The organism is Halorubrum sp. F4 (assembly GCF_027257195.1).
Taxonomy (GTDB): Archaea; Halobacteriota; Halobacteria; order Halobacteriales; family Haloferacaceae; genus Halorubrum.
On sequence record NZ_JAPDFS010000009.1, the window covers coordinates 20014 to 34145 of the forward strand.

The 14132-nt window shown below is 65.8% G+C and carries 11 protein-coding genes; 5 read left to right on the plus strand and 6 right to left on the minus strand.

Annotated features, from left to right (window positions below):
• The first annotated feature begins 54 nt into the window (after nucleotides 1-54).
• The 4 genes from OKW78_RS14580 to prf1 all read left to right on the plus strand — a co-directional run bounded on the left by OKW78_RS14580 (nucleotide 55) and on the right by prf1 (nucleotide 5000).
• Nucleotides 55-990 (plus strand): NAD-dependent epimerase/dehydratase family protein, encoded by a 936-nt coding sequence (locus OKW78_RS14580; protein ID WP_281195789.1) that lies wholly within the window; start codon nucleotides 55-57, stop codon nucleotides 988-990.
• 125 nt (nucleotides 991-1115) lie between these two features.
• Nucleotides 1116-1514, plus strand: a complete 399-nt coding sequence (locus OKW78_RS14585; RefSeq protein ID WP_281195790.1) for a hypothetical protein — start codon at nucleotides 1116-1118, stop codon at nucleotides 1512-1514.
• Between the two features lie 110 nt (nucleotides 1515-1624).
• Nucleotides 1625-3406 (plus strand): arginine--tRNA ligase, encoded by a 1782-nt coding sequence (gene argS, locus OKW78_RS14590; protein ID WP_281195791.1) that lies wholly within the window; start codon nucleotides 1625-1627, stop codon nucleotides 3404-3406.
• Between the two features lie 343 nt (nucleotides 3407-3749).
• Nucleotides 3750-5000, plus strand: coding sequence for a peptide chain release factor aRF-1 (prf1, locus tag OKW78_RS14595; protein WP_281195792.1), 1251 nt, complete (start codon nucleotides 3750-3752; stop codon nucleotides 4998-5000).
• Nucleotides 5001-5024: 24 nt separating this feature from the next.
• Here prf1 and OKW78_RS14600 read toward each other — a convergent pair whose 3' ends face one another.
• Entirely contained in the window at nucleotides 5025-5462 is a 438-nt protein-coding gene (locus tag OKW78_RS14600; protein ID WP_281195793.1) for a metal-dependent transcriptional regulator, read from the minus strand.
• Between the two features lie 64 nt (nucleotides 5463-5526).
• On the minus strand, nucleotides 5527-6012 hold the full coding sequence (locus OKW78_RS14605) for a ferritin-like domain-containing protein (protein WP_281195794.1): 486 nt from the start codon (nucleotides 6010-6012) through the stop codon (nucleotides 5527-5529).
• A 147-nt stretch (nucleotides 6013-6159) separates the two neighbouring features.
• On the opposite strand from OKW78_RS14605, the gene OKW78_RS14610 reads away from it, so the two are divergent.
• Nucleotides 6160-7500, plus strand: coding sequence for an aspartate aminotransferase family protein (locus tag OKW78_RS14610; protein WP_281195795.1), 1341 nt, complete (start codon nucleotides 6160-6162; stop codon nucleotides 7498-7500).
• Nucleotides 7501-7564: 64 nt separating this feature from the next.
• Here the strand turns inward: OKW78_RS14610 and sufD are convergent, their stop codons facing one another.
• The 4 genes from sufD to OKW78_RS14630 all read right to left on the minus strand — a co-directional run.
• The gene (sufD, locus tag OKW78_RS14615) at nucleotides 7565-8788 is read right to left on the minus strand and encodes a Fe-S cluster assembly protein SufD (protein ID WP_281195796.1); all 1224 of its coding nucleotides are present in this window, start codon (nucleotides 8786-8788) and stop codon (nucleotides 7565-7567) included.
• 1 nt (nucleotide 8789) lies between these two features.
• On the minus strand, nucleotides 8790-10217 hold the full coding sequence (gene sufB / locus OKW78_RS14620; RefSeq protein WP_281195797.1) for a Fe-S cluster assembly protein SufB: 1428 nt from the start codon (nucleotides 10215-10217) through the stop codon (nucleotides 8790-8792).
• Nucleotides 10218-10269: 52 nt separating this feature from the next.
• The gene (locus tag OKW78_RS14625; protein ID WP_281195798.1) at nucleotides 10270-11184 is read right to left on the minus strand and encodes an ABC transporter ATP-binding protein; all 915 of its coding nucleotides are present in this window, start codon (nucleotides 11182-11184) and stop codon (nucleotides 10270-10272) included.
• 123 nt (nucleotides 11185-11307) lie between these two features.
• Nucleotides 11308-14132 (minus strand): DNA polymerase domain-containing protein (locus tag OKW78_RS14630; RefSeq protein WP_281195799.1); only part of this gene is annotated, 2825 nt, incomplete at its 5' end.

Sequence of the window (14132 nt, forward strand, 5' to 3'; positions counted from 1 at the left end):
AATCGACTCGCCCGAATTCCACACGTACTTACCCGCCACTCGCCACGGACGCGTATGGATCTCGCCGATTCACACGCGCTCATCACGGGCGGAGCGGGCCTCGTCGGGAGTCACCTCGCGGCCCGGGTCCTCGAGGAAGGAGGGACCGTCCGGGTCGCGGACGACCTTTCGAAGGGCGACCGCGACCGCGTCCCCGACGGCGCGGAGTTCGTCCGCGCCGACGTGACCGACCCCGACGACGTCGTCGAGGTCGTCACCCCGGAGCTCGACGTCGTCTTTCACTTCGCCGCGTACACGGACACGAACTACGACGACGACCGCGAGCTGTTCGAGGCGAACACGGCGATGACTCACACACTCCTCGAACGAATGCGCGAGGTCGGCGTCGACCGGTTCGCCTTTACCTCCTCGTCGACCGTCTACGGCGAGGCCCCCCGGCCGACCCCGGAGGACCACTCGCCGCTCGAGCCGATCTCCATCTACGGCTCCTCGAAGCTGGCCGACGAGGCGCTGATCTCGACGTACGCCCACTCCTATGGCGTCCAGTCGTGGGTGTTCCGGTTCGCGAACATCGTCGGCCCCCACCAGCGCGGCAACGTGATACCCGACTTCATCCAGAAGCTCGAGGAGGATCCGACGGAGTTGACGATCCTCGGGGACGGCCGCCAGGAGAAGTCGTACATGCACGTCACCGAGTGTGTCGACGCGATCCGACACGTCGTCGAACACGCCGAGGACGACCTGAACGTCTACAACCTCGGGACGCGGACGACCACTTCGGTGACCGAGATCGCCGACATCGTGAGCGAGGAACTCGGCGTCGATCCCGACTACGCCTACACCGGCGGCGACCGCGGCTGGACCGGCGACGTGCCGCGGATGCGCCTGTCGATCGAGCGGCTGGCCGCGCTCGGCTGGGAGCCGTCGATCGAGAGCGACGAGGCGGTCCGCCGGGCGGCGCGACAGTTGATCGACGAGATCGTGGGGTGAGGTGGCTCGCCGGACGGGTCCGGGTCGCGTCGCAGCCGTCGAGCCGATCGCCGTCGCTTCCGCCACCGTGAGTCGGAGGCGACCCACCGGAAGGGCTATGGCCGCGTTTCGGCGATCCGATGACGATGGTCCTCGAAACGTGGTATCCCGAGCGCCCTCCGACGTGGACGGACGTCCTCGTCGGCGTTCTCGCCCTGCTCTGGATACCGATGAACCTGGCATCGTTGCGGACGATCCATTGGAGTTGGCTGTTCGTCGGCGTCGTGATCGGCTCGGTTTCGCTGGGCCCGATCGCCAATTCAAGGGCGGGCAAACGGGTCGGAAGACGATTCCGAGCGATCGGCGTCGGCGGCAGGATCGCCCTCATCCTGTCCTTCTTCGTCGTCGTTTGGATCGTGAGCAACCGGGTCGACGTCCCGAGCGAGGTCGTCACCAGTGCCGTCACGGGCTTCATGACCTCGATGGTGCTGTACCTTCTCGTGTACGTGCTCCAGTGGGGCGACATCGGACGTCGGACCGGCTAGGTGAGTTATACTCTCGTACGGATCGTCGAACCGTCGTCGCCGCAGCGCGCTCGGTGTCCTCCCGAGCCCGCTTCGGAAGGCCCTTTTAATCCGCCCGTCGAACGGACGGTATGTTCAGACAGTTCCGGTCGGAGGTCGAGGCGGCGCTTTCCGACGCGCTCGCCGAGCTCGACCTCCCGACCGACGACCTCGGGATCGAACGCCCGCCGGAGGACATGAACGCGACGCTCGCCTCCAGCGTCGCCTTCCGGCTCGCGGGCGTCGTCGGCGCCGCGCCGCCGAACGTCGCGAGCGACGTCACCGCGGCGGTCGACGTCGAGCCCTACGACTACCTCGTCTCCGTCGACACCGCGGGACCGTACGTCAACTTCCACGCCGGCGAGCGCTACCTCGCGGACACCCTCGCGGCCGCGGCCGGCGACGAGACGTACGGAACCCTCCCGGACAGGGACGCCTCCGTCGTCGTCGAGCACACGAGCGCGAACCCGACCGGCCCGGTCCACGTGGGGCGAGCCCGCAACCCGATCGTGGGCGACGCGGTCGCGAACGTCCTCGAGTACGCCGGCTACGACGTGGACCGCCACTACTACGTGAACGACGCGGGCCGCCAGATGGCGGTGTTCACGTGGGCCTACGAGACGTTCGACGAGTCTGACCTCGAGGGCGAGCCCGCACGCGACCGGATCGAGTACGACCTCGTGCGCTACTACCGCCGGGGGAACACGTACCTCGAGGAGGCCCCCGAGGAGGAGGTCGAGGCCGCGGAATCCGAGATCTCGGACATCCTCCGAGGATTGGAGGCGGGCGACGAGGAGACGTACGAGCGGGTCGGCGAGGTCGTCGACGCGGTACTGGGCGGGATGAAGGAGTGTCTCGCTCGGTTACCCGCGGAGTTCGACGAGTTCGTCAAGGAGACGCGGTTCATGCGCGACGGCTCGACCGACGAGATCGCGGCGCGGCTGAAGGAGACCGACGAGGCGGTCTACGAGGAGGACGCCTGGCAGCTCGAACTCGACGAGTGGGGCATCGACAAGAACCTCGTCTTCCTGCGGTCGGACGGCACGAGCCTCTACACCACCCGCGACCTGGCCCACCACGAGTGGAAGTTCACGAACTACGACCGCGCGGTGACCGTCCTCGGCGAGGACCACAAACTGCAGGCCGACCAGCTCGAGGCGGCCCTCGAACTCCTCGGCAACGACACCGACGGCCTCGGCCACGTCATCTACTCGTACGTCAACCTCCCCGACGGGAAGATGTCCACCCGTCAAGGTACCGGCGTCATGCTCGATGACCTCCTCGACGAGGCGATCGACCGCGCCCGCGAGGCGGTCGAGAGCCGGATGGACGACCGGATCCGCGACGACGACCTGGCCGACGAGGACGTCGAGCGCATCGCCCACCAGGTGGGGATCGGTGCGGTGCGGTACGACATCGTCTCGAAACAGCCGGCGAAGGCGATCACCTTCGAGTGGGAGGAGGCGCTCGACTTCGAGGCGCAGTCGGCCCCGTTCGTCCAGTACGTCCACGCGCGGTGTTGCGGGATCCTCGCGGAGGCCGCCGGCGAGGGGATTCCAGTCCCCGAATCGGGCGACCCGATCGACGTCGACGCCGCCGTCCTCGAGACGGAGGAGGCCGAGGACCTCCTGCGGGAGGTCGCGCGCTTCCCGGCGGTCATCGAGTCGGCGGCGGACGACCTGGAGCCGCACACGATCGCGACGTTCACCCGCGAGTTCGCCGACGCGTACAACGCCTTCTACCGCGAGTGTCCCGTGTTGACGGCCGAGACCGACGAACTCCGGGACGCTCGGCTCGCGGTCGTCGCGGCCGCGCGCTACACGATGGCGAACGCGCTCGACGCGCTCGGCGTGGAAGCGCCCGAGTCGATGTAGGGCGGGTCGTCGTACTCGATCGTGGCTCCGACTGCCGGGAACGTCTTCAAAGCCCCAGCCGTGAGGGCTCGAGAGCCGCCGGCGACTGCCCCTTCGAGTCCCACGCAGCCGCCCCGCACCTCACGCCTCCCCAGCCTCGTCGACCGGCCTCCGCTTCGCTCCGGCCGGCCGACTCCCTCGCGCGGGCCGGCCCGCGCCCTTCGGGCGCTCCCGGGCGCGCGCCACCGCATCACCTGCGAACTGCTGTTCGCCTCTCGTCGTCGACGCGGTCCGTTTTCGCGTACTTGACGGTCCGATCGGGAGGTCAAAGCTTACTTACACGCACGGGGCCGTAGTTCGGGTAATGAGTAGCGACGCCCAGGAGGCGAGCGAGGACCGGCGGAAGTACGAGTTCCGCAAGGTCATCGAGGAGCTCAAGGACTTCGAGGGCTCCGGCACGCAGCTCGTCACCATCTACATTCCCGAAGACAAGCAGATCTCGGACGTGGTCGCCCACGTCACTCAGGAACACAGCGAGGCGTCCAACATCAAGTCCAAACAGACCCGGACAAACGTGCAGGACGCGCTGACGAGCATCAAGGACCGGCTCCGGTACTACGACACCTACCCGCCCGAAAAGGGGATGGTGATCTTCTCGGGCGCGGTCGACTCCGGCGGTGGCCGGACCGACATGGTCACCCGGACGCTCGAGTCGCCGCCACAGCCCGTCGAGTCGTTCCGCTACCACTGCGACTCGGCGTTCCTCACGGAGCCGCTCGAACACATGCTCGCGGACTCCGGGCTCTTCGGGCTCATCGTGTTGGACCGACGCGAGGCGAACGTCGGCTGGCTCAAGGGGAAACGCGTCGAGCCAGTCAAGTCCGCCTCCTCGCTCGTCCCCGGTAAACAGCGTAAGGGGGGTCAGTCGGCCCAGCGGTTCGCCCGCCTCCGACTCGAGGCCATCGACAACTTCTATCAGGAGGTCGCGGGGATGGCGGACGAGCTCTTCGTCCCCAAGCGACACGAGATCGACGGGATCCTCGTCGGCGGCCCCTCGCCGACGAAGGACGAGTTCCTCGACGGCGACTACCTCCACCACGAGCTCCAGGACAAGGTGCTCGGCAAGTTCGACGTGGCCTACACCGACGAGTCCGGGCTGAAGGACCTCGTCGACGCCGGCAGCGAGGCGCTCTCCGATCAGGAGATCGTCGAGGACAAACGCCACATGGAGACGTTCTTCGAGAACCTCCACACCGGCGAGGAGGCCACCTACGGCTTCGAGCAGACCCGCCGGAACCTGATCATGGGCTCGGTCGACCGACTGCTCATCTCCGAGGACCTCCGCTCGGACGTGATCGTCTACGAGTGTCCCAACGGCCACGAGGAGTTCGAGGTCGTCGACTCGCGCCACTCGACGCCCGACCACGAGTGCTCCGAGTGCGGCGAGGACGCCGAGGTCGAGGAGCGCGAGGACGTCATCGAACACCTGATGGCGATCGCCGAACAGCGCGGAACGGACACGAAGTTCATCTCCACGGACTTCGAGAAGGGCGAACAGCTGCTCGACGCCTTCGGCGGGGTCGCGGGAATCCTGCGGTACTCGACCGGCGTGTAAGGCCCGTTTCTCTCCGTTTCGGCCTCAGTCCTGTTCGACCGGCACCGCCGCGACCTCCAGACACGCGCAGGCGTCGGTCTCGGGGTCGAAGCAGTCCGGACACTCGGGCTGGCGGTCGATGATCGTGTCCAGCCGCTCGGCGACGGTGTCGTCTATCACCGCCTCCAGCTCGTGGGCCTCCTCGCGGAACTCCTCGACGGCGAGGACGTTCGCGAGGAATCGCTCGATGATACAGTAGGTCTGGAGGGCGTCCCGCGCCTTCACGATGCCGTCGTCGGTGAGCTGGACTCCCTTGTACTTCTCGTGTTCGGCGAGCCCGCGCTCCTCGAGTTTGCCGATCATCTCGTTGGCGCTCGCCGGGCTGACGCCCAGAGCGTCGGCGATTGACCCGGTCGAGGCGGGGCCGTCCGCCTGTTTCTGTACGACGTATATCGTCTTGAGGTACTGGTCTGCGGTGTTCACGGCTCCCCTCCGTCGGTCGTCTTCGTTCCCGTCGGCGGCCGTCCCGCCGGTTCGTTCCTCCGGTTCATCGGCGTTCCATGACCTCCGTGACCTCGCTTACGCCCTCGGCTTCCTCCTCGCGGATCGCCTCCAGGGTGTCGAGCAGTTCGGCGCGGTCGATCGAGAACTCGGCGTCCGAGCCCGCTATCGCCTCGATGAGGTCGTCGTAGAACTTGTAGGCGGTCTCCTCGTTGCACAGCTGGTCGTACAACACGCCGTCGAAGTCGTCCGGCTGCGTTCTCCCGTAGCGCGCGTCCACGAGCGACTCGATCTCGTCGAACGGGACGCTGTCGACGCCGAGGCCCTCGATGAGCCCCTCCAACCGCGCGCGGTGCTCGGCGGACTCCTCGGCGGCGTCCGACAGCAGCGTCTCGACCTCCTCGTCGAGTTCCGCGTCGAGGCTCTCGTAGTGGTGGTGAGCCCGCGCCTCGACGACCTCCTCCAACACGATCCCTATCTGTAACAGCCTGGCGAGCTGGTCGTCGGAGGTTATCCGCTGGCTGACGCTCACCTCGACCACCCGTCGCCGTTCGATACGCCCGTTCGCATACGTGTCACGTCGGGGCCTGCCCGACTTAAGCGGTTCCCTCGGCGTCGCGTCGGTACGTCCCACTGAGCGGGGATCGATTTATGTCCTCGACCCGCGACGTCCGCTTCCATGGGAGTGTTCTACAAGTGGGGCGCGGGCCGCGATCCCGACCATCCGGAGATCGTCGACGCGTACGACTCGACGCTCGTGACCGCGAACGGCGAGGAGATACTCGACGCGGCCGCGGGCGCGGCCGTCGTCAACCTCGGCCACTCGCTCGAGGGCGTCGGCGACGTCATGGCCGCACAGGCCGACCGCGTCGGCTACGTCTCCACCTCGCACTTCACGACTCCGTCCGTCGAGTCGGTCGGCGAGAAGCTCGCGTCGATGACGCCCGGATCGCTGAACGAGGCGTTCTTCGTCGACTCCGGCAGTGAGGCCGTCGAGGCGGCGATCAAGCTCGCCCGCGACTACCACGTCGCCCGCGGCGAGCCGACGCGCGAGGCGGTGATCGGCCGGTGGGCGTCCTACCACGGGTCGACGCTCGGCGCGCTCGCGGCCTCCGGGAACACCGGCCGCCGGACGGTGTACGACCCCCTCCTGCAGGACTGGCCGAAGATCGGTCCCGCGTATCCGTACCGCTGGGATCACGAGGGAACCGCCGAGGAGCAGGCCGTCGCGGCCGCGGGGGAGCTCGAGCGGCTCGTCCGCCGCCTGGGTCCCGAGACGGTCGCCGCCTTCGTCGCCGAACCCGTCGGCGGGTCGAGCATCCCCGCGGCCCGTCCGCACCCGGCCTACTACCGCGAGATCCGCCGGATCTGTTCGGAGTACGGCCTCCTCTTCATCGCCGACGAGGTGATGGTCGGGTTCGGCCGGACCGGCGAGCCGTTCGCCTGTGAGGGACTCGGGGTCACGCCGGACCTCATGGCGCTCGGCAAGGGACTCTCGGCGGGCTACGCGCCGATCAGCGCGACGATGGTCGCGGACCGGATCGTCGAGACGCTCGAGGGTCACGACCACCCCTTCCAGCACGGCCACACCTATAGCGGGAACCCGATCTCGACGGCCGTGGCCGACCACGTGCTCGACCGCTACTCCGAGGACCTGTTCGCGGCGGTCCGCCGTCGCGGTCGACGGCTCGAGGCGGCCCTCGAACCGCTCGTCGACAGCCCGATCGTCGGCGAGATCCGGCGTGCCGGCCTCCAGGTCGGCATCGAGTTCGTCTCCGATCGGGAGACGAAGGCACCGTTCGACCCCGGCGCCGACGTCGCCGACCGGATCTACGACGCCGCCCTCGAGGACGGCGTGTACACGTACCCCGGCGGGGGAAGCGTCGACGGACAGGCGGGCGACCACCTCATGCTCGCGCCACCGTTCGTCCTCGACGACGACGCCATCGCGACGATCGGCGACGCCGTCGTCTCGGCCGTGAGCCGCGTCGCCGAGGCGGAGGGACGGCGAACGGTGTAGCGGACTGCCGAACGATCCGTGTGGAGCAAAGAACCGAAAGTGGCGAAAGTCGACTCGACCGAACCTACTGGAGCCGTTCGACGACGAGCTCCTCGACGTCCTCGCGGAACTCGTCGACCGCGATCTCCTCGAGGACGGGCACGAAGAAGCCCTCGACGAGCATGTTCCGCGCCGTGTGCGAGTCGATGGAGCGGCTCTCCAGGTAGAAGAGGTCCTCGGCGTCGACCTGGCCCACGGTCGCGGAGTGTGACGCCTCCGTGTCGTGATTGTGGATGATCAGCTTCGGCGACGCGTCCGCCTCGGCGTCGTCCGACAACATCAGCGTGTTCTCACGCTGGTAGCTCGAGGTGTTCCACGCGTCCCTGCCGACGTCCTGAACGCCCTCGTACACCGAGCGCGCCACGTCGTCGAGCACGCCGCGCGTGACGAGGTCGGCCGTCGTGTGCTCGGCCTGGTGCCAGACGCGCGCGTTGACGTCGAAGTGCTGGTCCTCGCTGCCGAAGAACGTCCCGACGATCTGGCTCTCGGAGCCGTCGCCGTTCAGTTCGGTCTCGACGTCCGAGCGCGTGAGCTTCGAGCCGAAGTTGCTCTCGATCCAGTCGATCGTGGCGTACGTGTCCGTGACGCCGCGTTTCAGCGAGTAGGTGTAGGTGTCGTCGTCGAGGTTCTGAAGCGAGCCGAACTGGACGGTGGCGTTCTCGCCGCCGACGACCTCGACGAGGTTCGAGAAGTAGCGGTCGCCCTCGCTTTCCGAGCCGGCCTCGCTTCCCGACTCGATCGACTCGAGGATCGTCACCGACGACGACTCCTCGGCGACGACGAGCGTCTGGCTGAACAGCGACCGGGAGTTCATCTCCGCGCGCACCGTCACGTCCTCGACGTCGACGCCCTCGGGGACGTACACGAACGTCCCCGTGGTGAAGAGCGCGACCGAAAGCGCCGTGAGGTAGTTGTGCTCGGGATCGAGCACGGTCCCGAAGTGCTCCTCGAGTACGTCGCCGTACTCCTCGAACGCCTCGGTGAAGGGTGCGACGACGACCTCGTCGTCGCCGGCGGTACGCTCCGTCGTATCCGACTGGTTCAGCGGGTCGACGAGCGCCTCGAAGTCAAGCGCCTCGAGGTCGGTCCAGCGCCGGCCGGGCGTCTGGATCACGTCGGGCAGTTCCGCCGTCTCCAGCGCGTCGAGCGCGTTCAGACGGGTCTCGAGGAGCCACTCGGGCTCGTCGCGTTCCTCGGCGATGCGTCGTACCGTGTCCTCAGAGAGGCTCTCGATTGCTTTCGTGCTCATGTTATCCGAGCGAACCTTCCATCTCCAGCTCGACGAGCCGGTTCAACTCGACGGCGTACTCGATCGGCAGCTCCTCCGTGATCGGCTCGATGAACCCCGAGACGATCATCTGTTTGGCGTCGTCGTCGTCCAGCCCGCGCGACTGGAGGTAGAAGATGTCCTCGTCGCCGATCTTCCCGACGGTCGCCTCGTGGGCCACGTCGACCTTCGACTCGTTGATCTCCATGTACGGCATGGTGTCCGACGTCGACTCGTTGTCGAACATCAGCGCGTCACACTCCACGGCGGTCGAGGAGTTCTCGGCGCCGTCGGCGATGTGGACGAGGCCGCGGTAGTTGGTGCGGCCGCCGTCCTTCGAGATCGACTTCGACTCGATGGTCGATTTGGTCTCCGGCGCGTTGTGGTACACCTTCGCACCGGTGTCGATGTCCTGGCCCTCGCCCGCGAAGGCGATGGTGATGTGGTTGTCGGACGCGCCGCGGCCCTTCAGGATCGTCGAGGGGTACAGCATCGTCGCCTTCGACCCCATCGACCCCGAGATCCACTCCATGCGCCCGCCCTTCTCGGCGATCGCGCGCTTGGTGTTCAGGTTGTACGTGTTCTTCGACCAGTTCTGTACGGTCGAGTACTGGACGTGGGCGTCCTCGCCGACGAACACCTCGACGCCGCCGGAGTGGAGGTTGAACGCCGAGTACTTGGGCGCGGAACAGCCCTCGATGTAGTGGACCTCCGAGCCCTCCTCGGCGATGATGAGCGTGTGCTCGAACTGGCCCATCCCCTCGCTGTTCATCCGGAAGTACGCCTGGATCGGCATCTCGACCGTGGTGTCCTCGGGGACGTACACGAACGAGCCGCCCGACCAGATCGCGCCGTGAAGCGCCGCGAACTTGTTGTCGCTTGGCGGCACGGCCTTCGTCATGAAGTACTCCTTGACGAGCTCCTCGTGCTCCTGGACCGCCTTGTCCATGTCGCAGAAGACGACGCCCTTCTCCTCCCAGCGCTCCTGCATGTTCTGGTAGACGATCTCGGACTCGTACTGGGCGCCGACCCCGGAGAGCGCGTTCTTCTCGGCCTCCGGGATGCCCAGCTTGTCGAACGTGTCCTTGATGTCCTCGGGGAGGTCCGTCCAGTCGTCGACGCCGCCGCGCACGTCGATGTCGGGGCGGATGTACGGAACGATCTCGTCGATGTCGATCTCCGAGAGGTCCGGTGCCTCCGGCCAGTCGGTCGGCATCGGCATCGCCTGGAACTGCTTCAGCGCGCGCAGACGGCGCTCCAGCATCCACTCCGGTTCGTCCTTGTCCTCCGAGATGACGCGAACCGTCTCCTCGGTGAGGCCCTTCTCGCTTTTGAACGCCGAGTTCTCCTCCTTCTTGAACTCGAAGCGCGCCTCGGTGTCGGTCTCTTTCAGATGGTCTTGTGAACTCATATCAGTTAGTTACGCCTCCGGTTGTATAGCGTTGGTGTGTAACCATGGATGATTACGCGGCCTCGTAGACGTCCTCGCGGACCCAGTCGTATCCCTCGTCCTCGAGCTTCTCGGCGAGCTCCGGGCCGCCGCTCTTCGCGACCTCGCCGTCCAACATCACGTGGACGTGGTCGGGCTCGACGTAGTCGAGGATCCGCTGGTAGTGGGTGATCTGGAGGATCCCCGTGCCCTGTTCGTCGCGGAGCGCGTTGATGCCCTTCGAGACGTCCTGGAGCCGGTCGATGTCGAGTCCGGAGTCGATCTCGTCGAGCACGGCGATCGCGGGCTCCAGCATCGCGGCCTGGAGCACCTCGTTCTGTTTCTTCTCGCCGCCCGAGAAGCCGGCGTTGAGGTACCGCTGCATGAACTTCTCGTCCATGTCGAGGAGCTCCATCTTCTCCGAGAGGATCTCCTGGAACTCGGCGACGCCGATCTCGCCGTCGTCGGCGGGGCCCTCCATCGGGGAGGTGTCGTAGCCGGCGTCGTCGTCCGCCTCCGCCTCCTCGTCTTCGTCCTCGAACAGCTCCTCGCGCTCGTCCGCCTTCGCGTTGAGCGCCTGCCGGAGGAAGTTCGTCATCGTGACGCCCTCGATCTCCGCGGGATACTGGAACCCGAGGAAGATCCCGAGCGCGGCGCGCTCGTTGGGCTCCATCTCGAGCAGTTCCCAGTGGTAGTCCTCGTCGTCGAGGTCGGCGTCGACGTCCTCGACGTCGGCCTCGTCGAGGTGGAGCGAGATGCTCCCGTCCGTGACCTCGTAGGCGGGATGGCCGGCGATGACCTTCGCCAGCGTCGACTTGCCCGAGCCGTTCGGACCCATCAGTGCGTGGATCTCGCCGGACTCGACCTCGAGGTCGACGCCTCGAAGGATCCGTTCTCCGCCCTCTTCGGCCACCCGCACGCGTAGGTCGCTGATCTCGAGAGTTGCCATGTGTAGGGTTATGCCTCGTAGGTGTACCGAAGGTGTTGCGGAGGTTAATAGTTACGGATATCCCGCCGAAAATCCCGAATTTGGGAACAATTCTTTCAGGAACGAAAACGTAGTTTCAGAAGATCACATGAACGAGCCGAGGCCCGTCTGCTCCTGACCCGTCTTGACCTCCTTCCAGGAGGTTCCGAGCGCCTCGATCACTCGCTCGATGGGTCCCTTCAGCGTCTTCTCGAGCATCTTCTCCCAGTCGACCTCGAACTCCTCGGGGATCTGGTCCGCGTACTCGAAGCAGATCACGTCCGGGTCGCGTTTGAACTCGCCGTAGAGCCCGTTCCGCTGGGGGTCGAACCCCTCCTCGCCCTCCATCCGCTCCCAGAAGTCCGGGTGGACCTTCCTCAGGTAGAGCCGTTTCGGCTTCGAACCCCGCCCGAAGTTCGTCCCGAGAAGCTCGTTGGCGTACTGCGCGCCCCGGACCTGTGCAGTTGGCGTCTCGTAGGCGTCGAGCCGCTTGCCGATCCCGCCCGGGATCCCGATCTCCTCGACGTCGACCTCCCCCGCGAGGAAGTCGTCGATGACGCCCGAGAGGTACGTCGTGATCTCCGCTAGGTCCTCGTCGATGTCGTCGCCCGTGACGATGGTCTCGATGACGTGCTGTTGGACCTCCTTCGTGATGCCCGCGATGTCCGACCGCTTGTACTCGAAGCCCGTGATGTCGATGTCGTCGACGTCCTTTCCCTCCTTCCAGACGATGTGACCCGCGTATCGCTTCTTCTTGCCCGCCTGGAAGAACCGCCGATAGAGCTTCTCGAACTCGATCTCGAAGCGATGGAACTCGGCGTTCAGCTCCTCGCGCGCGAAGTCGTCGTAGCGGTCGTTGATGTGTTCTTGAATGTCGAAGGAGGTCTCGATTGCCTTTTCTTTTGACATGTCAGACAGAGATAACATTACTGAATCGGTATCTCCATAAGCTACTTGATAGTTTAGCTCGTTTGCGGCGGTCTCAGTAAAGTCGATAACTTCACGACCGGTAGATGTGACGGCTGCCGCTCCCTCTTTGTCGTACAGCCGGAACCGATCCCAACCTGTCACACCATAGAGTGATTGGCCGACGAACTGGAACTTCCCGTTCCGTCCCGCGAGCAACGTGTGGTTGTCCGCGACCGTCACACAGTAGACGCCGTTTTCGGCCTCGCTCCGTGATCCGCTTCGATGCATTCGTAGCGTGTTCTTCGCGTTCTCGGCCACGTAGATCCGCCAGCTCCCGCTGTCGCGGTTGTAACTCGCGGTCAGCCCGAGGTGCGCACACAGCCGGAGTACGTCGTCGCGAAGCCGATCGCTGGACGTGGTGTACCGCCACGATCCGGACTGCCGGTCCCCGTCCCCGTCGATCAGCGTCTCCAGGAAGCGGCGCTTCTGGTCCCGGGACACGTCGAAGACGAACGCCGGGATCCGTTTTTCGAAGCTGTCGCCGCCACACCGGTTTCGAAGCATCTCCCCGAGAAGCTTCGAGGTGAACTGATGGGCGCGGTCGTCGACGTAGCAGTCGAACCCCATCCCGTCGAGTAGATCGCCGATATTGGCGTGGTGACCGCCGCCGTCGGCGATGGCGTTCTGTGCGATCTTCACCGTCGTCGCGGATCCTCGATGGTTCTCGCCGAACGTCTTCTCCTCGGAGGTGTACACGTTGCCCTCGGTGACGTACCACGCCAGCAACTCGAGGAAGTCGTCGCCGTCGTAGGTCCGTGGGATCCACTTTCGACCGGATTCGCGGTGGACGAAACTCGTCTCACAGACCGACTCGACGTACTCGCGGTGCTCCTCGAACTCCTCGGCGGTGAAGACGTACCCGGTCCGTCCGACGTCCGCCTTCGGGACGCGCCGCGGCGTCCAGCCGAGTTCGGCGGTGAACGTGTGGCCGTGTACGCTCGGTCGGACCCACACCTCGTACTCCCCGTCGATCAGTTCCGTCAGATCCACTTCGTGGATCCGCTCCCCCTCCGGGCCGTCCCAGTCGTGCGGGAGTTCGTAGTTCGTCGCACGGTCGAGCTCGCCCGCCTCGACGAAGCCGTAGCCGTCCTCCGTGATCCCGTTCGTCTCGTTCTTCCGGACCACCATCCGGTGGTTCGGCGTCACGCGGAAGTCCATCTTTGAAGTCTCGATATCGACGAGCTCGTCCCGGTAGTCCGGGTACGCGTGGGTCTCCTCGACTGTCTTGACTTCCATCTCTTCGGTGTCCGGATCGAGCGAGTACACCTCGTCGCCGACGTCGAGGTCGGTGATCGACCGCACTCCGGCTGGCGTCAACACCTCGGTGTCCGGCGTAAAGCAGTTCATGATCACCTTGACGGCTCCCTGTTGCCGGTCGTACTGTTCGTACGCGTCCGTTTCGGGGTCGTGGTCGTTTCTGAGCGCCTTCTTCTGTTCGCGCTCGTCGAGCAACTCGTCGACCATCTCGCGCATGATTCCGTCCGGTTCCTTCCGGAAGTGGGTCCCGTTCGGTGCGACGTACGTCTCGCCGTCGTACGCGTCGGGATCGACCTTCGTCTCCGGCCCCGCGTTGATCGTTACCATACACATGGGGTAGAGACTTTTCAAGTCTTGGACAGTTACCATCTCTTTCACCCCCGTAATGGGCTCGAAGACCGCGCCGCCCTCGAACTCCTCCGACTCCTGTTGGCCTTTCGTCGGGAGCGCGAACTTCCCGAACGCCTTGTGGAGGACGTACATGTCGACGGTGTCGCCGGGTGTCGGCGCGTCCTCGATCTTACAGCCGACGAACGTCCGCACCTCGTCCCAGAACGCGATCACGTCCTGTGCTCGGTCGATCTCGACGCACAGCTCCACGTCGCGGATGCTGTACTCCAGGAGACGCTCGGGGTCCTGCTCCCAGAGGTCGCCGATGTCGCCGGCGTACCGTTCCTTGCCGACGCCGAGCTCGCGCTCGCCGA

Coding starts and splice junctions, on each gene's coding strand:
- OKW78_RS14580 (WP_281195789.1), top strand. CDS start 55: ATGGATCTCGCCGATTCACACGCGCTCATCACGGGCGGAGCGGGCCTC.
- OKW78_RS14585 (WP_281195790.1), top strand. CDS start 1,116: ATGGTCCTCGAAACGTGGTATCCCGAGCGCCCTCCGACGTGGACGGAC.
- argS (WP_281195791.1), top strand. CDS start 1,625: ATGTTCAGACAGTTCCGGTCGGAGGTCGAGGCGGCGCTTTCCGACGCG.
- prf1 (WP_281195792.1), top strand. CDS start 3,750: ATGAGTAGCGACGCCCAGGAGGCGAGCGAGGACCGGCGGAAGTACGAG.
- OKW78_RS14610 (WP_281195795.1), top strand. CDS start 6,160: ATGGGAGTGTTCTACAAGTGGGGCGCGGGCCGCGATCCCGACCATCCG.
- sufD (WP_281195796.1), bottom strand. CDS start 8,788: ATGAGCACGAAAGCAATCGAGAGCCTCTCTGAGGACACGGTACGACGC.
- sufB (WP_281195797.1), bottom strand. CDS start 10,217: ATGAGTTCACAAGACCATCTGAAAGAGACCGACACCGAGGCGCGCTTC.
- OKW78_RS14625 (WP_281195798.1), bottom strand. CDS start 11,184: ATGGCAACTCTCGAGATCAGCGACCTACGCGTGCGGGTGGCCGAAGAG.